22 protein-coding genes are annotated in these 20,843 nt (G+C 38.9%); 13 read left to right on the top strand and 9 right to left on the bottom strand.

Annotated features, from left to right (window positions below):
• Positions 1–61 precede the first annotated feature (61 nt).
• Together Q1B03_RS01595 and Q1B03_RS01590 are read right to left on the bottom strand one after the other, a co-directional pair.
• Complete coding sequence (locus Q1B03_RS01595; RefSeq protein ID WP_299737445.1) at positions 62–1,198, bottom strand: toxic anion resistance protein; 1,137 nt, start codon at positions 1,196–1,198, stop codon at positions 62–64.
• A 14-nt stretch (positions 1,199–1,212) separates the two neighbouring features.
• Positions 1,213–1,842 carry a 5-bromo-4-chloroindolyl phosphate hydrolysis family protein gene (locus Q1B03_RS01590; RefSeq protein WP_299737443.1) on the bottom strand — a complete coding sequence of 210 codons (630 nt, stop codon included), beginning with the start codon at positions 1,840–1,842 and terminating at the stop codon, positions 1,213–1,215.
• A 255-nt stretch (positions 1,843–2,097) separates the two neighbouring features.
• On the opposite strand from Q1B03_RS01590, the gene Q1B03_RS01585 reads away from it, so the two are divergent.
• On the top strand, positions 2,098–3,276 hold the full coding sequence (locus Q1B03_RS01585) for a D-alanyl-D-alanine carboxypeptidase family protein (RefSeq protein WP_299737441.1): 1,179 nt from the start codon (positions 2,098–2,100) through the stop codon (positions 3,274–3,276).
• A gap of 52 nt (positions 3,277–3,328) precedes the next feature.
• Here Q1B03_RS01585 and yidC read toward each other — a convergent pair whose 3' ends face one another.
• Complete coding sequence (gene yidC, locus Q1B03_RS01580; RefSeq protein ID WP_299739562.1) at positions 3,329–4,069, bottom strand: membrane protein insertase YidC; 741 nt, start codon at positions 4,067–4,069, stop codon at positions 3,329–3,331.
• Positions 4,070–4,576: 507 nt separating this feature from the next.
• Here yidC and Q1B03_RS01575 point away from each other — a divergent pair.
• Positions 4,577–4,954, top strand: coding sequence for a CrcB family protein (locus Q1B03_RS01575; RefSeq protein WP_299737439.1), 378 nt, complete (start codon positions 4,577–4,579; stop codon positions 4,952–4,954).
• Positions 4,944–5,303: a CrcB family protein gene (locus Q1B03_RS01570; RefSeq protein WP_299737437.1), complete on the top strand. Its 360-nt coding sequence runs from the start codon at positions 4,944–4,946 to the stop codon at positions 5,301–5,303. The genes Q1B03_RS01575 and Q1B03_RS01570 overlap by 11 nt, the downstream gene beginning before the upstream one ends.
• A 65-nt stretch (positions 5,304–5,368) precedes the next feature.
• Here Q1B03_RS01570 and Q1B03_RS01565 read toward each other — a convergent pair whose 3' ends face one another.
• Positions 5,369–5,824, bottom strand: coding sequence for a cupredoxin domain-containing protein (locus Q1B03_RS01565; protein ID WP_299737435.1), 456 nt, complete (start codon positions 5,822–5,824; stop codon positions 5,369–5,371).
• 171 nt (positions 5,825–5,995) lie between these two features.
• Between Q1B03_RS01565 and Q1B03_RS01560 the strand changes: the two genes are divergently transcribed.
• Entirely contained in the window at positions 5,996–6,346 is a 351-nt protein-coding gene (locus Q1B03_RS01560) for a DUF1033 family protein (RefSeq protein WP_299737433.1), read from the top strand.
• A 37-nt stretch (positions 6,347–6,383) separates the two neighbouring features.
• Here Q1B03_RS01560 and Q1B03_RS01555 read toward each other — a convergent pair whose 3' ends face one another.
• The 3 genes from Q1B03_RS01555 to Q1B03_RS01545 are packed head-to-tail and all read right to left on the bottom strand — an operon-like array spanning position 6,384 to position 10,159.
• Positions 6,384–7,523 (bottom strand): Ger(x)C family spore germination protein, encoded by a 1,140-nt coding sequence (locus tag Q1B03_RS01555; RefSeq protein ID WP_299737431.1) that lies wholly within the window; start codon positions 7,521–7,523, stop codon positions 6,384–6,386.
• Positions 7,520–8,632, bottom strand: a complete 1,113-nt coding sequence (locus tag Q1B03_RS01550; protein WP_299737429.1) for a GerAB/ArcD/ProY family transporter — start codon at positions 8,630–8,632, stop codon at positions 7,520–7,522. Before Q1B03_RS01550 ends, Q1B03_RS01555 begins: the two co-directional genes overlap by 4 nt.
• Positions 8,633–8,644: 12 nt before the next feature.
• Positions 8,645–10,159, bottom strand: coding sequence for a spore germination protein (locus tag Q1B03_RS01545; protein ID WP_299737427.1), 1,515 nt, complete (start codon positions 10,157–10,159; stop codon positions 8,645–8,647).
• 154 nt (positions 10,160–10,313) lie between these two features.
• Here Q1B03_RS01545 and Q1B03_RS01540 point away from each other — a divergent pair, with 154 nt between their 5' ends.
• The 4 genes from Q1B03_RS01540 (at position 10,314) to recQ (ending at position 13,456) form a co-directional block, all read left to right on the top strand.
• Positions 10,314–10,445 (top strand): YuzL family protein, encoded by a 132-nt coding sequence (locus Q1B03_RS01540; protein WP_299737424.1) that lies wholly within the window; start codon positions 10,314–10,316, stop codon positions 10,443–10,445.
• A 237-nt stretch (positions 10,446–10,682) separates the two neighbouring features.
• On the top strand, positions 10,683–10,898 hold the full coding sequence (locus tag Q1B03_RS01535; protein WP_034758928.1) for a cold-inducible protein YdjO-related protein: 216 nt from the start codon (positions 10,683–10,685) through the stop codon (positions 10,896–10,898).
• 153 nt (positions 10,899–11,051) lie between these two features.
• On the top strand, positions 11,052–11,183 hold the full coding sequence (locus tag Q1B03_RS01530; RefSeq protein WP_299737417.1) for a hypothetical protein: 132 nt from the start codon (positions 11,052–11,054) through the stop codon (positions 11,181–11,183).
• A 140-nt stretch (positions 11,184–11,323) separates the two neighbouring features.
• Complete coding sequence (gene recQ, locus Q1B03_RS01525; RefSeq protein ID WP_299737415.1) at positions 11,324–13,456, top strand: DNA helicase RecQ; 2,133 nt, start codon at positions 11,324–11,326, stop codon at positions 13,454–13,456.
• A gap of 61 nt (positions 13,457–13,517) precedes the next feature.
• Here the strand turns inward: recQ and Q1B03_RS01520 are convergent, their stop codons facing one another.
• A complete protein-coding gene (locus tag Q1B03_RS01520; protein WP_299737413.1) occupies positions 13,518–15,119 on the bottom strand; it encodes an ABC-F family ATP-binding cassette domain-containing protein in 1,602 nt (533 codons plus the stop codon).
• Between the two features lie 445 nt (positions 15,120–15,564).
• Here Q1B03_RS01520 and Q1B03_RS01515 point away from each other — a divergent pair, with 445 nt between their 5' ends.
• From Q1B03_RS01515 to Q1B03_RS01500, 4 genes are all read left to right on the top strand, one after another.
• Entirely contained in the window at positions 15,565–15,843 is a 279-nt protein-coding gene (locus Q1B03_RS01515) for a YkvA family protein (protein ID WP_299737411.1), read from the top strand.
• A 67-nt stretch (positions 15,844–15,910) separates the two neighbouring features.
• Positions 15,911–16,354 (top strand): ferritin-like domain-containing protein, encoded by a 444-nt coding sequence (locus Q1B03_RS01510; protein WP_299737409.1) that lies wholly within the window; start codon positions 15,911–15,913, stop codon positions 16,352–16,354.
• 123 nt (positions 16,355–16,477) lie between these two features.
• Positions 16,478–16,900, top strand: a complete 423-nt coding sequence (locus tag Q1B03_RS01505) for a DUF4395 domain-containing protein (RefSeq protein WP_299737407.1) — start codon at positions 16,478–16,480, stop codon at positions 16,898–16,900.
• Positions 16,901–17,325: 425 nt separating this feature from the next.
• Positions 17,326–19,260, top strand: a complete 1,935-nt coding sequence (locus tag Q1B03_RS01500; protein WP_299737405.1) for an endonuclease MutS2 — start codon at positions 17,326–17,328, stop codon at positions 19,258–19,260.
• A 71-nt stretch (positions 19,261–19,331) separates the two neighbouring features.
• Here the strand turns inward: Q1B03_RS01500 and Q1B03_RS01495 are convergent, their stop codons facing one another.
• Entirely contained in the window at positions 19,332–20,087 is a 756-nt protein-coding gene (locus tag Q1B03_RS01495; RefSeq protein ID WP_299737403.1) for a ZIP family metal transporter, read from the bottom strand.
• A gap of 108 nt (positions 20,088–20,195) precedes the next feature.
• On the opposite strand from Q1B03_RS01495, the gene Q1B03_RS01490 reads away from it, so the two are divergent.
• Positions 20,196–20,729 (top strand): YhcN/YlaJ family sporulation lipoprotein, encoded by a 534-nt coding sequence (locus Q1B03_RS01490; RefSeq protein WP_299737402.1) that lies wholly within the window; start codon positions 20,196–20,198, stop codon positions 20,727–20,729.
• Positions 20,730–20,843: the final 114 nt, after the last annotated feature.

The raw sequence follows: 20,843 nt of genomic DNA, 5'->3' as shown, positions 1-20,843 counted from the left end.
TTGGTTTGGGCTCATAATATATAAATAAAAAAGTAAAAGAGGGGCCAAATCGGCTCCTCTTTCACTTTCTGATTTCAATAAGTTTTTGTTTTAAGTCGTGTTCCATCGAGACCATTTCCTGCTCTGCCTGCTGACGTTTCTGGCGTCCTTCTGCTTGTATGGCCAAGGTTTCTTCAATGGTGGAAATAAGGTTTTCTTGTGTTTTCTTTAACGTTTCAATATCAATGATTCCTCGTTCATTTTCTTTTGCTGTTTCAATGCTATTCGTTTTAAGCATCTCTGAGTTTTTTAGAAGGAGTTCATTGGTCGTACGTGAAACCTGTTTCTGAGCGGCTACAGCCTTTTGCTGATTCAAAAGAGTCAGGGCTATGGCAATTTGATTCTTCCAAAGAGGAATGGCTGTGAGTACTGATGCCTGTATTTTTTCTGCCAGTGCCTGGTTCGTATTTTGAATTAAGCGTATTTGAGGGGCAGACTGAATGGTCATTTGTCTACTCAGCTTTAAATCATGAATACGCTTATCCAATCGATCTAGAAACTGCATCGTATCATTGACTTCCTGATAAATCAACTCGTCATCCGTTTCTTCCGCTTTCTTGCGTAATGAAGGAAGCAGTGTATGTTGAATCTCTTCACGTTTAATTTCAGCTGCTGCAATGTACATATTCAGTGCTTGGAAATAGTCTTTATTTTTTTCATACAAAGTTTCCAACAACCGGTTATCATCGAGTAAGGTTTTTTTGGAGTGCTCAAGTCTGACTGAAATCCGATCAATTTGGGATCCAATCTTTTGATACTTAGAAAGAACCTCCTGCAGAGAAGAAGAAACCTTTCGAAATAGTTTCTTAAACACACCTTTTTGTTTAGTATTCAGCTCATCAGGATTCATTTGCTCGAGCTTCTTCATTAAATCACTTAAGACATCCCCGATCGGCCCAATATCCCGTTTCTGGACATGATCAAGCATTGAGTGAGAAAAATTCGATAATTGTGATTGAGCGGCTGTTCCGTATTTTAGAATGGCTTCATAGTCTTTATAGTCGATCTGAGCGGCCAGTTGCTTTGCTTTTTCCTGTTGTTCTTTAGGTAATCGGTCAAGTAGCAAAGGAGATTGCTCTTTGACGGCCTGAACTTCCTCCCCAAACGGGTTGGAAAGCAGCAAATCCAGTTCAGATTGTTCATTTCGATGCTCCATCATAAAACCTCCGAAATTTATTTTAATTCTTTTTTATTAGATAGATGTTGATTGGCAAAGTTTAGTTCAAACTTTAATGTATCCATATCATTAGCCAATACATTTTGCAGGTCTTTTTCCAATGACCCTGTCAAAACATCCAGAGTCGTACGTGTTTGTTGTAGTGATAAGAATGTTTCTTTGTTTTTGCCGGGTTGAGCAGCAAGAAACGTATATTTTTCGGTGATTTCAACAACGGAATCCAGGTGATAGAAGAAAAATGATTCAGCTGAAAAGAATCTTTTTGGCTCTTTCTTTACGAGTTGATAAATTCTTCTGCTCAATCGGTTCAGTTCCAGAATTTGTTTGAAGGCTCCCAGAGATCTGACCTTCAATTGTTGTTTTTGAAGGCGGTTAACTTTTTCTTTCGCCTCTTTTAAATTCTTGTTAATATATCGAAATTCCTGTGAGGAAAGGCCATTTTTATTTAGCCACCATCTCTTTTGCAGCCCCTTTACAACAAAGAAAAAGAGAATCCCTGTACCGAGGCTTGATAAGAATGTTAGAGGGAATCCTAAGTCAAATAGGAGTAAGTAGGCGATAAAACTACTGGTCCCTATACTGAATGAGATGACGGTTCGTACTAAAAATTGAAGAAATGTATTCATTTCATCTACCCCTTAATAAAGATGCTTAGTTTAAATACGATTAAATGTGCAAAAAGGTTTCATATCATACTCTTATTTTATTGTAATTGAAGGTGAAATGGAAATTTTGTCCCCTTTTTATCTATACAGGCCGAAATGGATGACAGGAATTTACATCATTCTTTCAATTTCTTAACATTTCTCACATTCATGATTAAAAGAAATATATTTTTGGTAGAATGGGTTAGTACATTGACAAGACAGGTGTGTGGATATATGAAAAAATGGTTCATTGTGCTGATCTTCTTCTGCTTTTCTACATCTATCGTATCAGCTCAAGAAAATAATGTAAAAAAACCTAAAGATTTATTTAGCGATTCGGCTATTATTATAGATTCTAAAACAAAGAGTGTTTTGTATTCTGAAAACTCCAATAAACGAATGAATCCTGCAAGTATCACCAAAATAGCAACAGCTATTTATGCCATTGAGCATGCGAATCTCAATGATCAAGTCGAAATCAGTGAGAAGGCAAGTAATACGGAAGGATCCACAGTGTATTTGGAAGCCGGAGAGAAAGTGTCCTTGAAGCAGCTGCTTCAAGGACTGATGGTTAACTCCGGAAATGATGCAGCGGTGGCCATCGCTGAGCATACGGAAGGGTCCGTACAGCAGTTTGCGAATAAATTAAACGTCTATTTAAAGGAGGAGGCAGGTGTAGAGAATACACACTTTGAGAATCCTCATGGACTGTACGGGGAGAATCACTATACCACGGCATATGACATGGCCTTGATTACAAGCTACGCCTTAAAGAACAAACAATTTCAAGAGTTATTTAGTTTAAAGTCCATCGATTGGTCGACTGAGGGGTGGAATACAACTCTTTATAATCATCACAAAATGGTGAAAGGAGAGCTTCTCTATCCTGAAGTGACCGGAGGGAAGAACGGGTTTATCAATGAATCCCAGCATACCCTTGTTACTTCAGCTGAAAATGAAGACCTTTCTATAGTAGTTGTTACGATGAAGGCTCAGTCAAAAAGAGCCATTTATTCAGATACCACAAAGCTACTTGATTATGGACTAAGTAACTTCATTCGAAGCTATATTCCAAAGGAAACAGCCTTTCAATATGAGGATACATCCTTTCTGCTTAAAGAGAATTTCCAATATACTCAGCCTGCGAATGGAAAATTTACTGAGGCCCTGGATCGTAATGGCGTTTTAACCCTTTATAACGAAGATAAAGAAAAAATAGTTTCAACCAAGCTGAATCCTGTGATGAACTCTTCTGTAAAACACAAAAACGCAGTTGCTTCAACAGAAAGTACAGGAGTGTTTTACGGAGATGAATTACGTCAACAAACTCTGTTTTATCCGTTATTTATTTACATGATCCTGCTGTTCATTGTGGGAATATCCATTTTCAGAAAAGGATCTGTCAATAAATAATCCTATCCATCATTTATAATTGTAAAAAAGGGAGCTTGAGGGCTCCCTTTTTTCATTGACTTTCTTGTTTTTCTAAAGATGGTTGATGATGATAAAGAATCTTACCAATCAGCGTTTGTAATATGAGGAATGCCCCTCCTATAGTCCAATACAGTGGTAAGGCAGCTGGCGCATTAACTGAAAAAATAAAGATCATAATGGGTGAAAGGTAACTCATTATTTTCATTTGGGCAAGCTGTTCTGCAGGAACATTCATCAAGGATACCCGAGCTTGGGCTAAATACACAACACCAGCGATGATGGCCATTATATAGTCCGGCTGTCCCAAATTAAACCATAGAAAGGAGTGGCTTGCAATTTCAGATGATGACCGAATCGCATAGTATAACCCAATCAATATGGGGGTTTGAATGAATAAGGGTAAACATCCCATATTAAGAGGATTCACTCCATGTTTTTGGTAAAGCAACATCATTTCTTGCTGAAGCTTCTTCTGTTCATCTTTATTTTTCGCTTCTTTTATGTTCTTTTGGATTTGCGTCATCTCCGGTTTGATTAATGCCATTTTTCCTTTCATATCCTGTTGATTCTTATACGTTTTAAGCATAAAAGGAAGAAGAACGAGACGAATAAGAAGGGTAATGACAATGATCGCAAGACCAAAGTTTCCACCCAGGAAGGTACCTATTTCATGGATGAGAAACGAAAATGGGTTAACAAGATAGTCGTGAAAGAACGCTCCTTCAGTTGTTGCACTTTGACACCCTGTTAGAGTGAATAGTGACAAGAGCATGATGAATGAAATTTTTCTCAATGATAATTCCTCCTCTGTATAAATGCTTGCTGGTTATAAGCAAACAGAAGAGGATTCTTCGTCATTATCGGTATGGTAGAATTGAAATTTCATGCATGTAATGAACCGGATCCCGATAGGAATAATTTCATTAGCTGCAACGCACTTTGCGATAAAATTTTGTCCTTCAACTTTCTTATCATAGGGTCGTACGTAAAGATGAAATGTGCCAGGTAAGTGCTCCCAAATCAAAGCGAAGATAAATAGTAATACTATACTAAAATGTAATGGACTTAAGTAAAAATCTAATAAGTCTTGTATAATGATAAATGTCAATGGAGAAGACTCCTTTAATTTACTGATCAATATAATTGTTAAAGCATTAACTCTGTTCCAGTTAAAGTATACTCCCAAATGGAAAAAGAAACTATGGTAATTGTATATACGAAATTGTGAACAATAGGTTTCACCAAAAAATAATCATAAAAAATAGGGATGTTATACAGAATGAAATATTTACTAGTGGGGATCGGTGGAGCGTTGGGAAGTTTTTGCAGGTGGGGAATCAGTTATCTCTGGACCATTCAAAATGGGCTACCGTTCGCGACACTAACGGCGAATCTCCTGGGAAGCTTTCTATTAGCCTTTTTCTATTGTCGATGGTCTTCTAAATATGAAAAATCGTATTTACTTATTGCAACAGGGTTCCTGGGCTCTTTTACAACTTTTTCGACACTTAGTATCGAGTTGGTCACCTTTTTCTTGCAAGAGCAATGGGGCATGATTTTCTTATATATGACCATTACTTCTTTTGGAGGGATGCTTTTTGCATGTTTGGGCTTTGTCTCTGGAAGGAAAGGGAGGGTGATCGGTCATGGGAGTTAGCATTTTGTTGATCGCATTAGGGGGGAGTGTTGGGGCAATCGGACGGTTTATAGTTGCGAACGTCGTTAAGCGATGCAGTAGTTCGCGATTTCCGAAAGCGACTCTGTTGGTTAATGGAGTTGGCTCTTTACTTTTGGGACTTCTGGTTGGAAGAGGTGCTGAAGAGAATGTTATGTTTTTTTTCGGGATCGGAGTGTGTGGAGCATTTACTACCTTTTCAACCTTAAACTGGGAGATATTGAGACTTCTCCAGGAAAATACAAAAATGGGTCTGTTTTATTTCTTCGCAAGTTATCTCATTGGGGTCGTATTGGGAGCGGCAGGGTATGCAATGGGCATGGCATTGTAATAGGATGCCATGCCCAAGATCCCCAAGTGGCTAACTTCCATGTTAGAGTACCCACAATTCATACATTAATCAACTACTATATACGCGATCATTGGACCGTTACGATCAATGGTCTCATGTGTTTCACAAATCAGTCTATACGTCCCCTCTTTTGAAAACGACACATTTACAACGGTTTCTTCCCCTTTTTTCACTGTACCTTTAATATCGGTTCCCTCGATATAGAACGGGTGTTCCATACCGTTAACACCATAAATGCGCAATTCCACAGGATGATCTTTTTCAACTACAATCGTACCCGGATCCCATCGATAAGCTTCTATTTCTTTTCCCCCAGGTGTTTCTGATTTGAATTCCCCTGTGACAAGCTGAATGACTTGTTTCTCACCCGTATTATCTGATAATGAAACGGTAGGATAGGAGTTTTTAGAGGATAATGTCCATATCGTTCCGACTGTAATGATCATAATTGTAACCAACACGGCGATGATGGAGCCTTTCTTCAAAACAATAAAATTCAAATGTTTTTCCTCCCTTTTATAACTTGCTTTGATCAACATAGGTCTTTTCTAATAATCGTATGCTTGTACATGGGGGGACTTGTCAATAATTTAGAGTAGCATGATTTAAATATTTTTCTTTCGTTCATATTTTATGTACAATTTGGTCATGGAAAAAAGGAGGGTGAAGCATTGAATAATATATGGAGAGTCATGACAACAAAAAGTGATGCAGAGCCTTGGTGGTTTTTTGAAGGCTGGGAAAAAGATATTGTTCAAGAGTGGACGTTTAATAACAGGGATGAAGCAATCGAAAGGTTTCTTGAGGAAATGAGGAGCCTTAGTAAAAGCCATCGTAAGTCAAAAAGTAAGAGGATGCACTCAATTGCGTTTTGGGACCCAGGTGAAATGTTTTTTTGTGAAGCGTGTGACGATGATCTGCAGGTCTATTACGGATTGATTATTTTCGAAAATGGCCAACCGATGGAAATCAAGAGTGAGTCCGTCATCAACGAAATTACAGATCGAGTTACAGAGGAATAAAATAATAGGTCCATCTTTATTGGATGGACCCTAAGGTTTAATCAATCACTCCTGTTCGTATGATTTTATTTTCTACTTTCACATGAAAAGAAGCATCCTTGTACAGCTTATCCCACTTTTCCCTCGATAAATCTTCGTTCCCCCTTATACTTTTATACTCCATACCAAATCCAATCGGATCAGTGCCTTCCTCTTGAAGCATCAAGATAATTTCTTTAATGTTCTTTTCGATATAATCCCCAATCTCATCTTCAAGTAAGCTTAACGCTTTTGGGTCTGACAACTTCATTTCTTCAGACATTTCAAGTAAACGTGATTCGATATTCAATTTCACTTCAAAGGTTGGTGTTGCTTTTTTCTTTGTTTTTATCTTATGGGATGATTCGATACTATCAATCATAATATAAACCTTATCATTTTCTTGTCCAAGATGAGGACTTGTCAAGTAAGGTTTGAACTTTTCTAATGGCAGTTCCACTTCGACGCTACCGGCATCGTAATCTTCCATAAGAGATCGAATAAAAAAAATCTTGTCTTTTTTTATCTCTTTAATGAATTTATCCCGTGTAAATAATGCGAAGCCATCTATTCCAACCTTCCCGTCTGATGCCTTTAGCAATGGCAGCATGGGGTCTTTGCCAACACTGCCGTAATCAGTGACGAATTCTTGAAGTGTCGGTGAAACAAGTGTCTCCGATTCAACATTTTGCCTGACCAAGTTATATAAGTACGTCCCCATATTCGAAGGTCTTTCCGTCATTTGATAATTCAGGATTTGTTCGGCAGTCGTATCAGCAATTGTTAAGTACACCATATTCCCAATGGAAGAATCCCTTTCCAACGTATCAACTAAGTGGGAAATCCCTTTTTCCGCAAGCTCCCTTCCGTAAACAGTAATCCTTAACTGACCGGAAACAAGCTTATGATCGGTTTCTAAATTCTGCGACAGACGGATTCCTTTACTGGTCTTAGATTTACTAATCAGTACCTTTTCAACGTCCTGCATTGCCGGGTTAAACTGATACAGGACCATTGTGCCGGTTATTTTCTCGTCTTCAGCCTGATCATATCCAACGGCTGTAATCAATCCCAGCTTTTCTAAATATTTTGACTCCACACAGCTGCTTAAGAAACAAGTACAAAGACAAAGCAGAAGAAGCATGATGGTTTTAATCATACATCTACACCCTTTTCTTTCTTACTAATGTATTTCAATTTAACCAGTATGAATAAGAGGCAGGGATAGACAAGGGAAAGAATAAAACTGGAGGTCCCAACTTTGTCTGTAATGACATTCATCGTGAGACGATCCTGCACGCATAGGGATAATAGCCATAGCAGGATGGCGAAAAGGTAAATGGATTTTTTTTGAGAAACATTAAATACTCTTTTCATTCCTCTTGAAGCTGTCCAAAAATAGAGACAAATGTTTGGAAGGATGACCAGCATCCAGAAAGAGACGGCAATGAATTCAAATCGCTCCAAGTTTGGGATCCTCAATATCTTGAACATGGACAGGACTGGCCAGATGGTCTTTAAAAGGGCATCTTCTGAGAAAAACCCGATACTGACAACGGTCACAATCGTAAAGAGAAAAGTGGAATATCCTGCACCAATCAGGCCATATTTTAGTACTTTTTTCTTTTCCTTGATGTAAGGGTACACAAATAACACCAATTCAAAGCCAATAAGGGTAAAGCTTGATTTATATATACCCATCATTATTTCTTTGGGGGAAGATGTTAAAACAGGTAGAAGATGATTGAAGTCCAGATATTTAATAGGGGTGTAGATCATAAAGATTAACCAGAAGGCAAAGATGAGCCCTAAAAAGGCAATACCGACCACAACCCGGATCCCCCCCAACACACTATAAACCATTAAAAAAATCAATAACCCCATCAAGAGCCATGTAGGCATTTTAGGGAATATCCATGCCTGGACCATCTCGATATAGTTCATTAAAATCACGTATGTGACACTGAGATAATATCCAATATAAAGAACGTTAATTCCTTTGCTGATCCATTTACCATAAATGTCCATATGGATACCGTACAAATCGGTACTGTCGTATGTTTCAAGCGTTTTTACCATGAGAAATAGAACGAACGAAACGAGAATTCCAGCTAATAGAACAGAAATCCATGCGTCCCTGTTTGCCTCCATGTAAATGACCCTGGGTAGTCCTGCAATTCCGACTCCGGTTTGGGCTGTGTGTACGATAAACATTATCAAGAAGGCATTAAACATTAACCGTTCCTTTGGATTCACATTAATATTCATACATTTCATCCTTTACTCATCAACGTCTTTCTTCTCTTTTGCTTTCTTCTCAGGGATTCTTCCCTGATCTATGGGGTGGTTGGAAATCGGACGTTGGACTAAATACTGATAAGGTAAGCGGAATAGACTGTATTTGAAGTCTGCAAACCTAAATGGGTAAATGGGTGATAGATAAGGTCTGCCCAATGTTGTCACTTTCAATAAGTGAATGAGAATAAAACAGAAGCAAAACATGATTCCCACACCCCCGTATAACCCCGCCATGATGATGATCGGGAAACGGATGATTCTCACGGCTGTACCGATTGCATAACTCGGAGCAGTGAACGAACCCAAAGCGGATATCGCGATGATAATAATCAAAATGTTACTCGTGAATCCTGCTTGCACTGACGCTTGACCGATGACGATACCACCTACGATCCCCATGGTTTGCCCAACCTTTGTTGGTAATCTAGCTCCCGCCTCTCTCAGGAGCTCAATGATGAATTCCAATAAAATTGCCTCGAACACGGGAGGAAATGGAACGTTAGATCTTGACTGTCCCAGAGAAACAAGGAGAGCAGAGGGAATGACCTCGTAATGAAACGTCAAGACCGCCACATATGCCGGTGTTAAAAGAATCGAGAAAAAAATGGCGACAAAGCGAATCAATCTTAAAAACGTACCCATATTCCATCTCATATAAATGTCTTCCGTGGATTCAAAGAAATTCATAAACGTGGATGGTCCGATGATCGCTGTAGGACTGCGATCGACAAGTAAACAGATCTTTCCATGAAGAAGTGAGATGCTACAGCGGTCCGGCAGCTCAGTCGTTATAAATTGCGGGAAGAATGTAAATGAATTATCTTCTATCATTTGAGCGAGCACTGTGGAATCCACTATACTATCGACTTCAATTTCCGTAATACGCTGTCTAAACGTATTTACGTTCTCTTCTTCCGCAATGTCCTTTATGTATACCATTTGAACTTTTTTCTTCGCTCTTGATCCAATCATGAAGGTTTCCACGCATAGTTTAGGATCGTTAATATTAGAACGAATTAAATTCAAATTCTTCGTAATGGATTCTGTAAAAGAAATTTTAGGACCAAACACAAGGGATTCTGTTTCAGCTTTTTCCAAGGCCCTTGTTCCTTTATCAGCTACATCCGCTAAAATTCCGTGAGTATCGCCTTGTTTAAAAATATAGGCCGTTCCATTTACTAAGTTGTCTATAACGTCGTTAATTTGATTCGTCTGTGTAAGTTTCGCAATATTAATCGTATCTTGGATGACATGATAATTAAGCTCTCCTGAAGTTTCCTCAAGTGGTCTGATAATACTATCCTGCATCGATGTTGTATTGATCAGGTCATCAAAGTAAACCACGGCGAGTTTCTGTTCGCCGATCGTAATGATTCTAAAAACTAAATCCTCACTATTGCTAACCAAGGTGAGTACTTCTTTGTGAAACGTTTCTATATCAAAGCTATGGGGGGACCCGTTATCAATATCCTTTTTTACTTCTCTCCGTCTAAACACAGAATTCAACACCCTAAACCTTAATTTATTGATTAGACTTCCCATGAATCCTTTTCTTAATCACATGATGGCGTAAAATCCATGTAATGAAATGAGGAAAATCCATACATAAATCGTGAATGATTTGGGCAAGGTAGGAGTGGAGGTGAAGCAGATGAGCAACAAGAAAAAAGATCCATCAAAAGCTGTCCTGGGTTCTTCTCAAGTGGAGGGACAAGGTACGACCAACCAGGAATTACCGGGTGGAGTAAAGGCTCCTTCTTCTAGAAGCAGAAAGAAAAAATGACGAAGGATCTTTATCCTTCCTTCATTACATATGAGGCGATTGTTCCGTTTACTAAGGAGTTCATATATTAAATTGGAGTCAAGTATGGTATAATGGAAACAATCGTAGAAATTGTTCCGATTAAACTGGCTACACCTAACTGACCACATACTATCTGCAGCATAAATTACCACAATCATTATTTTCCTGTTAGAAGCATAGCAAGGAAATCCTACTTACCTTAAAGGAGGACGTTCAATGGCTTTTGGTCGTAGAAATCAAGTTGAAGAAGAAATTAAAACAGAGGAAACAAAGATTTGGGCTTGTTCCGCTGAAGATTGTAAAGGCTGGATGAGAGATAACTTCAAAAGTGAAGATACACCTAAGTGTCCGCTTTGTAAAGAAGATATGGTGACATCTACCAAGGTATTACAAGTTGTAGACAATCCACATCCTACAATGAAATCATCCTAATGGATCGTAAGGAACCAATCATTTGATTGGTTCTTTTTTCTTGACCGGGCTTTACTGACCTCATCCCATGAAGTGTTTTTAAAAAAATTATTAAACTCTTTTTTTACATTTGAATAGTATGTAATGTATTTATGTATTAAAGGAGGGAGCACCATGTCTAACAAGAAAGAGAAGGAAGTCAAGAGTACTTCTACTGAGAGTAAAGAAAATGTATGGGAAAGCTTTTGGAAGCTGTCAAAGCCTGTTGAAGTAAATAAAGAAGAAAAAACAGTTAAGTGGTTTTAAGTTAATGGCAAGGTTGTGCATTACGTGTATGTATACGAATGTACAGCCTTTTGTTTGAAAAATCGGAGCTTTCTATTGGCACGTTCCTCGTTCTGGAATACAATAAAGGAATACGAATAATTTTCTTGGAGGGGAAAAATGTGATCGTAGAAGCACAACAAGTATTAAAACAATACTTTGGTTATGATGAATTTAGAGATGGACAAGCAAGTATTATCGAATACATACTTGATGGAAAAAACACTGTAGGAATTATGCCAACAGGAGGGGGGAAATCGCTCTGTTACCAAATTCCCGCTTTAATGCTTGGTGGAGTAACATTGGTTATCTCTCCACTCATATCTTTAATGAAAGACCAGGTGGATTCGTTAATTCATCAGGGGATTCCAGCAACCTATATTAATAGTACATTATCGAATAATGAAGTAGAGACAAGAATGGAAGAGATTTCTTTAGGTGAATACAAGCTCGTTTATATTGCTCCTGAAAGATTAGAATCATTTGGGTTTATCCGTTTCCTCAATTCATTACCCATACCCCTTGTAGCTGTTGACGAGGCGCATTGTTTATCCCAATGGGGTCATGATTTCAGACCAAGCTATTTGGGGATTTATAACGCTGTTAATCAACTACAATCAAATCCCACCATTCTTGCATTGACCGCTACTGCAACTCCACAAGTACAAGCTGATATCCTTCATCATTTACACATTCCGGATCAATATAAAGTATTAACTGGTTTTCAACGGACGAATTTGTTCTTCCAAGTTGTAAAAGGTGAAGATCGAAAGCGTTGGGTAGAAAGGTATGTACAAAAGAATCATCAGCATTCCGGCATCATTTATTGTGCCACCCGGAAGGAAGTTGAAAACCTTTATATGTATCTTGAGAAAAAGGGATTTTCCGTCGGGAAATATCATGGCGGATTGTCTGATACAGTTAGGCAGGAACAGCAGGAAGCCTTTCTGAATGATTCCATTACCATCATGATTGCAACCAATGCATTTGGTATGGGGATCAATAAATCAAATGTACGCTTTGTGATTCATTATCAAATTCCCAAGAATATGGAGGGATATTATCAAGAGGCTGGCAGGGCAGGCCGTGATGGAGTGGACAGCGAATGTGTCTTATTATTTTCACCTCAGGATATCCAGACTCAGCGGTATATCATTGACCAGAATATCGTAAATGAGGAATTACATGATAATGAGATGCAGAAATTACGTGAAATGGTTGACTTTGTCCATACAGAAGCATGCCTGCAGAACTACATTTTAGCGTATTTTGGTGAACTTGTAGTGGAAGCATGCGGTCATTGCAGCAATTGCTTGGATGATAGGGAGTCTGAGGATGTAACGAGAGAGGCACAAATGGTATTATCCTGTATGATACGAATGAATGAACGATTTGGAACCTCACTCATCAGCGGTGTACTAACGGGGTCAAAGAACAAAAAGATCCTGGAATGGGGATTCGACCGGCTTTCCACATATGGATTAATGAAGGAGCAATCTCAGAAGGATGTCGGTCTGTTCATCGATTATTTGATTTCAGAGGGCGTCATACAAGTCGAGGGTGGAAGCTTTCCTATCCTGAAAGTTTCATCTAAAGGCAAAGAGGTGTTAATGGGGGAAAGATGCGTAACTAGAAAGGTACAGCCTACTGTTTCGGCCATCAACCTTAAAGAAGATGGATTGTTCCAGACCTTGCGAACACTCCGGAAATCGATTGCGGATTCAGAAGGAGTACCACCTTTCGTTATTTTCTCCGATAAGTCGCTTCAAGACATGTGTGTGAAGTTGCCGAAAACATCAGAAGAATTTCTGCAGGTTAGCGGAGTAGGTGAAAACAAGCTGAATCGGTATGGAGAAATTTTCATAAACGAAATTTCCGTTTTTTTACGTGAGAATCCCGAACATCAAGTTGAGGTCGTCAAGCCTTCGCGATCACGGAAGACAAGTCAGTCTGACAAAGCGTCCCATTTAATCAGTTATGAATTGTTCAAAGATAACATGGATATAAAGAAAATTGCGAAAGAGCGGGGAATGAGTACGGCAACGATCGAAAATCATATCATCCGTTCCTATCAGGAAGGCATCAGGCAAGACTGGTCTATCCTTTTTACAGAAGAAGAAGAAGAACTTATTGAGGATGCAGTCTCGAAAGTAGGGGCAGGCCTCTTAAAGCCCATTAAAGAAGAATTACCGAAAAAAATAAGCTATTTTCAGATTAAAGGATACTTGGTAAAACATGGACAATATCAGTTATGAGAATAAGGACTAAATAGAAAAAGCAGGTGCCATCCGGCTACCTGCTTTTTTCTGGTATACATTAAGCTTTCATAGAAGCTTTCATTTCAAGAAATTCATCGTACGTAGTTTCTTTATCAATTACACCATCTTCGGTGATCTCGATAATACGATTAGCGATGGTCTGGATGAACTGGTGGTCATGAGATGCAAAAATCATGGCGCCCTTGAAGTTAATCAATCCATTATTTAATGCCGTGATGGATTCTAGATCCAAGTGGTTTGTTGGTTCATCCAATAGAAGAACATTAGATCCACTCAGCATCATTTTTGATAACATACAGCGAACTTTTTCTCCTCCGGAAAGGACACTTGGCTTCTTCAATACTTCTTCACCTGAGAACAGCATACGACCCAAGAAACCGCGGAGGAATGTTTCGCTCTCATCTTCCGGTGAGTATTGACGTAACCAATCCACAAGGGAAGGTTCATTTCCTTCAAAGTACTTGGAGTTTTCATTCGGGAAGTAAGCTTGAGATGTCGTCACTCCCCACTTGAATGTGCCGCTATCCGGCTCCATTTCACCTGCTAGTATTTTGAAAAGAGTCGTTTTGGCAATTTCGTTTGCTCCGACAAGTGCGATTTTGTCTTCTTTATTCAAGATAAAGGAAACATTGTTTAAGACCTTTACTCCGTCAACCGTTTTTGTAAGACCTTCAACACGTAGAACATCGTTCCCGATTTCACGCTCTGGCTTGAATTGTACATATGGATAACGACGTGAGCTTGGCTTGATGTCATCCAATGAAATTTTCTCTAACGATTTTTTCCGGGAAGTGGCTTGTTTTGATTTAGATGCGTTCGCACTGAATCTGGCAACGAAAGCCTGAAGCTCTTTGATTTTTTCTTCCTTCTTCTTATTCTGATCCTGAGCCATTTTAAGTGCTAATTGACTGGACTCATACCAGAAATCATAGTTCCCGACATAAACTTGGATCTTTCCAAAGTCAAGGTCAGCAATATGTGTACATACTTTGTTTAGGAAGTGACGGTCATGCGATACAACGATGACTGTGTTCTCAAAGTTAATTAAAAAGTCTTCTAACCACTGAATCGCTTGAATGTCCAAGTGGTTGGTAGGCTCATCCAGTAAAAGAACATCCGGCTTGCCGAATAGTGCTTGTGCTAATAATACTTTTACTTTTTCTCCACCTGTTAGTTCGGACATTTGTTTCGTGTGGAGATCTTCGTTGATTCCTAAGCCTTTTAGTAGGATAGCAGCTTCTGATTCAGCTTCCCAACCGTTAAGCTCAGCAAATTCACCTTCTAATTCTGCAGCTCTCATACCGTCTTCATCAGAGAAATCTTCTTTCATGTAGATGGCATCTTTTTCCTGCATCACTTCATATAAACGGGAATGCCCCATAATGACAACTTTTAGCACTTCATATTCTTCATATTCGAAGTGATCCTGCTTTAATACAGCAAGTCGCTCGCCTGAACCCATCGACACGTGGCCGGTCTGCGCTTCGATTTCTCCTGAAAGAATCTTTAAAAATGTTGATTTACCAGCACCGTTTGCCCCGATAAGTCCGTAGCAATTCCCTGGATTAAACTTTATATTCACGTCTTCGAATAGCTTTCTATCACCAAAACGTAAGCTTACATCTGATACTTGAATCATGTGTGATATACCTCCTAATACTCAATCTAAAAGATTATAACACGCTAGTATGCTAAAAAGATAGAGTATTGGGCTGAACAGTTATAAATTAACCTGCTATTTACATAAGCAGATGAAGGATTTGGAATGGAGGGAAGGGAGCTGAGGTTGGGGTGGGTGGTAGCACTATTTATTAGGAGAAGCAGTTGGTTATTCTGTTTGAGATGATTTTTGGCTCATTCGAGGGAAACGTATGTTTCCCTCGCCTTTCAGCAAAGCTGAAAGGTCGCCAAGTGATAAAGATGCCCTGGCAAAAATGCATTTTTGCCAGGGCATCTTTATCACTTGGCGGAAATGAGCCAAAAATCAATGCTATATATTAGCAGATGCTCTTGAAATGCTCAATCCCTTCCATTGTTTGTTGTGCTATGATAACAAAATAAAAAAAGATAGGTGATGAGAGCGAATGATGAAATTTGTGAAGCGGGTGAGATTTCTTTTTAATGTTCGCAGGTCGGTGCCGTTTTTGGTTGATTTTTTTCGGTCTAATGAGGTTTCGTTATTTAAGAAGGTATTCTCGATTGGGCTGGTGGCGGGATATTTCTGGCTTCCGTTTGATTTGATTCCCGATGTTTTTATTTTGTTTGGTATTGTTGATGATTTGGCAGTGTTTGCGTTTGTTCTTCAGCTTATCGTGAAGATGGCTCCTGAAGAGTTACAGCATCGATACGAGTTAAAGAAATGACGCAGAGCATCACTATGGATGGGCTTCTATCATAGTCTGTAAAAGGCAATGCTTTAGGAGGAGATGTATGATGTACAATCAATATCCATATTACTTTGAAAATCATGACGAGCGTCAAATCGATCGACAGTTGAGAAGGGATATACAAAAAGCCATTAATGATGAGTTCAAAGCTATTTCTTACTATACACAGCTGGCTGAACTTGCCCCGAATGATACAGCCAAACAAGCGATCCTGGGAATAAGACAAGATGAGATCCGTCATTTTAATGGATTTACACAATCGTATTTACAACTGACCGGTCGCTACCCTTCCATTAATTTAGTCAATCCAAGAGACCTTCCTTCGAATTACCGGCAAGGAATAAGAGAAAGCATTAAAGATGAAAGTGAAACGGTATCCTTTTATTTATCCATTTCAAACCGGCTTACCGAGCCAAGAGCCAAACGTAGATTCATGAGGGCTGCATATGATGAACAGCGTCATGCAGAAATACTAAGGAACCTATAAATGATAAGAACCGAAAGTAGCCAAAAAATGGGCAGCTGCTTTCGGTTTTTTCTTTTGATTTTTACTGCTGTATCCATTACACTATAATTACAATAATTCCAATAAGGAAGGTATGGATTAAAAGTGGATACATTCAATTCAATACCAAAACCGCTCGTTCAATTAAATCAATGGTTTATCGTTACATCTGTTGCCTTTTCATGGGTATTTCAAATAGATTTCTTCTTAGTACTTCCATTCCTGGTGGGATTGACGTCTGTACTATTCAAGTTCAATCCTGTCATAAAAACAGGGAGGCATTTCTTAAAGAAAGAATTGTCATCCTATCCAGCTGAAGACGCTGATCAACAGCAATTTAATAATATCATTGCCGTGAGCTGCCTGGGAGCAGCTATCATTAGTACTCTAGCTGGATGGAGTACAGGCTTTTATATTTTCTCAGGAATGGTATTCTTGGCAGCATCAATTGCTCTTGCAGGATTCTGTATCGGTTGCTTTATTCGTTTTCAATGGAAAAGGTTCCAATATAAACGGTCTATGCAATAGCCTATTGACAATGGATCCCATACATCGTAAACTAATCATGAATTTAATTACTGTATATTAAGGGAGTATGTTATATGTTAGGTGTCGTTCTTAACTAACCGTGAAATGAATACGGACATTTTGTAGGCAGTGGCCTTAAAATTAGGCTATTGATTAATGCTTATTTAGTTATGCCTTCAAAGTGTAGTTAAGAACAATGGTCATAGCATACTCAAACCTTTATTAGGAGAGCTGTGTCTTTGTGCACAGCTCTTTTTGTGCACAATGCGGGAAATCAATGTAGTCGTTTCTAACTTCGAGTTTTGAACGATACACGTTTTGCCTAAGCACAAGCTGCTATTACGGGGTAATTAGTATACGAGTGAAGGAAGACCACAATGGACATTGTTCGTTGTGGTCTATTTTTGTATATGGAGGAGAAAACATTGAACGAAAAAACGTTTCAAACATTAGAATTTAACTCAGTGAAAGAGGAGCTAACCCGATTTGCTCTGACAGAAGAAGGAAAAACAGTACTGATGAATATGATTCCCACAACAAACATCCGCCAGATTGATATGCGTTTAGATGAAGTAACAGAAGCCGTTAGAATCCTGGAGAAGAGTGCCAGTATCCCGATTCATGCACTGGACGGAGTAGAAAACATTATAGCTAATCTAAATAAAGGAGTACCTTTAAGGCCGGATCAGCTTACAAACCTGTATTATTTTCTGGATGCATGTAAAAAGCTGAAAAAATATATGCAGGATAAACAGTGGGTGGCACCGAGGGTATCTTCTTATGTCTATTCCATTGAAGATATCCCTGAAATTGGGGAAGAAATCAATCGATGCATCCGAAATGGTAGAGTAGATGATTACGCAAGTAAAGAGTTACTGCGGATTAGAAAGCAAGTTGGGATTCAAGAGGACCGCTTAAAGGATAAAATCCAATCGATTGTAAAGTCGGCCAAGTATAAATCGTTCCTTCAAGAATCGATTGTGAGCCAGAGGAACGGCAGATACGTCCTCCCGATCAAGAAAGAATACAGGGGGAAAATGAAAGGTGCGGTACTCGATACTTCTGCTTCCGGGTCAACCTTATACATTGAACCAGAGGAATTATGCAATCAGCAGGACCAACTATTGTTTTATAAACTGGAGGAAGACCGTGAAGTCGAGAATATCCTTTGGACATTAACAGGATTGGTTCAATTATATGAACCACAATTAAAACTGGCGATTGAAACAATGGTACATTATGATGTATTATTCGCAAAAGCGAAATATAGCCGTTCAATTGATGGTGTGAGCCCCATGGTAAATGAAGATCATCAAATACATTTGATAAATGCAGTTCATCCCCTGCTTGGAAAACAGGCAGTACCATTATCCATTCAGATGGGTGAGGGCTTTCATGCATTAGTCATAACCGGTCCCAATACTGGAGGTAAGACGGTCGCCATCAAAACGGTGGGCCTTCTTACACTCATGACCCAATGCGGCCTTCATATTCCGGCAGAAAAGGGCAGTGCAATCAGTATTTATCAAGATATTCTTTTAGATATAGGGGATGGTCAAAGCCTTCAGCAAAATTTAAGTACATTCAGCTCCCATATTAAAAATATTATCGATATTTTAAAGGGTACAAATGATCGAACTCTGGTTCTGTTAGATGAGCTCGGTTCAGGTACTGATCCCTTGGAAGGAATGGGTCTGGCCACAGCCATCCTGAAACAATTATATGAGAAGGGCGCAACGATCCTCGCCACTACTCATTATAGTGAAATAAAACATTTTGCAGAAGAACACGAGGGATTTATGAATGGAAGTATGGAATTTAATATCGACACATTGCAACCAACGTATCGATTGATTGTAGGGGAAGGAGGCGAAAGTCAAGCATTTTCCATTGCGTTGAAACTGGGAATGCACCCTGAGATCATTGAAAAAGCACATGAAATTACGTATAGAGAAAAGAAAAGCTATAGCCTTGGAGAAATTGATTATCATGCGAAGAAGGAAATGGAGAAGCAGGTTATTGTAAACAAATACAAAAAAAGGCTTCATAGAAAACCCAATTCATTAAAGAGAAACAGTTCAGTTCGATTATTTCACAAAGGAGATAATGTGAAAATTTCGCCGATTGGAGAATTCGGGATAGTGTATGAAGGACCTGATGAAATGGGGGATTACATGGTTCAAATAAAAGGAGAAAAAAGAAGTTTTAATCATAAACGATTGGAGTTATATGTGTCAGCCCAGGAATTATATCCCGATGACTATGACTTTGATATTATTTTTAACAGCAAAGAAAATCGTAAGAAAGATAAACAGATGAGTAAAGGCTTTGTTGAAGGATTAACCATAGATCATGAATGATCATAAAGACGTACTGAAGCACTGGCTCCAGTACGTCTTTTCAGTTTGGCTTAAAAGGCTGGCCAAAGTATCTACGATATATGGGTTAATATATAGGAAAGGATTATACCAAATGAAGATAGGAATCCGACAATAGGTCCTCCTTCTTCAAACGCCTCAGGCAGCATCGTAGAAGAAACCATGGCCAATAATCCGCCTGCACCAAAAGCGCCTATTATGTAAGAGATGCTTTCTGAGGCATCTTGTAAAAATACATACCCGAGCAAGGAGCTAAGGGAGGAGAGAACGACTACACTCCCCCAGAGGGTGAGAATTTTACGAGTACTATAATGATCAAGCCTGAACCCGATGCTGCTTGATAGTGATTCAGGAAAATTACTGATGAAAATGGCGATGATAAATACCCATTGTATTGATTGGTCTCCTATAAAGCTGACTCCAATAATGATGGATTCGGGTATTGCATCCATGATGGTTCCCACATAAATGGCTAATCCAGAATGACCATGGGGATTCTTCTTTGACCTCTTCCTTTCACTTCCACCTTTTTTGGAAATAAAGATTTCGAAAAGAGTGAATATGAGTGCCCCCAGCAAGAACATGGATGTGAGATGGTAAAGGTTCGCTTTGCCTTCTGCCTCACTTAGTAGATCAAAGGTGGCAGAACCTATGATCAACCCCGTTCCTAATGCCATAATATAGGCGACGATTCGTTTTGATATGTGCAAATAAATCCCCATAATAGCCCCGATTAGTAGGGATAAACTTGCAATCCCTCCCCATAAAGCAGCCTGGAACATTTCTCCACCTCCATAAACCTTCTTCATATCAAGTTTTCCCTTATTGTGTGATGAATTAAACACTGGACCATCACTGAATAGTTTTAATGAGCTGTGGGGATAGTAAGGTTGAATAATATTTAGGAGGTAGTCAAAATGAAAAAATATCTATTGATTTCCCTTTTGGGAATAATGTTCATTGGTACCGCAGCTGGTTGTGGTATGGGGGATAACATGAACGAAGAAGGCCAAGAAATGAATAATCGGAATTTGGAAAAAGTGAACTACAAAAATGATCAGGCAAATCGTGATTATGTAAATAATCGTGAGTATGTAAATGACGGAACAATGAGAGAGAATTATTCAATGGCCGATAAAGAGGCGAATAAGGTGGCTAGTCTTAATGAGGTCAAAAGCGCTTATGTTATGACAACCGATCAAAACGCGTATGTAGCAGTGGCACTTGAAGATAATATGAATGGAAAAGTTTCAAAGGACTTGGAGAAAAAGATCTCAGATCAAGTGAAAAGTCAAAACGGAAATATAAATAATGTTTACATTTCAACAAATCCTGATTTCACTGATCGTATGCGAGATTATGCAAACAAAGCAGAGAATGGGAAACCCATTGAGGGACTAGGTGAAGAGATTGCAGAAATGCTGAGACGAGTATTTCCGAACAGAGGCTAATCCTAATGGTTAAAAGTCGAACATTGCTTCGGCTTTTTTTATTTGCCTGTAGGAAATGGAAAAGGAATTCAGTATAATATTTAGAGTAACGAAATAATAAGAAGGAGTGACAAT

The sequence above is a fragment of the uncultured Rossellomorea sp. genome (assembly GCF_947488365.1).
Lineage (GTDB): Bacteria > Bacillota > Bacilli > Bacillales > Bacillaceae_B > Rossellomorea.
The sequence above is the reverse complement of the archived record's forward strand: the minus strand, read 5'-3'. Positions and strand labels throughout refer to the sequence as shown.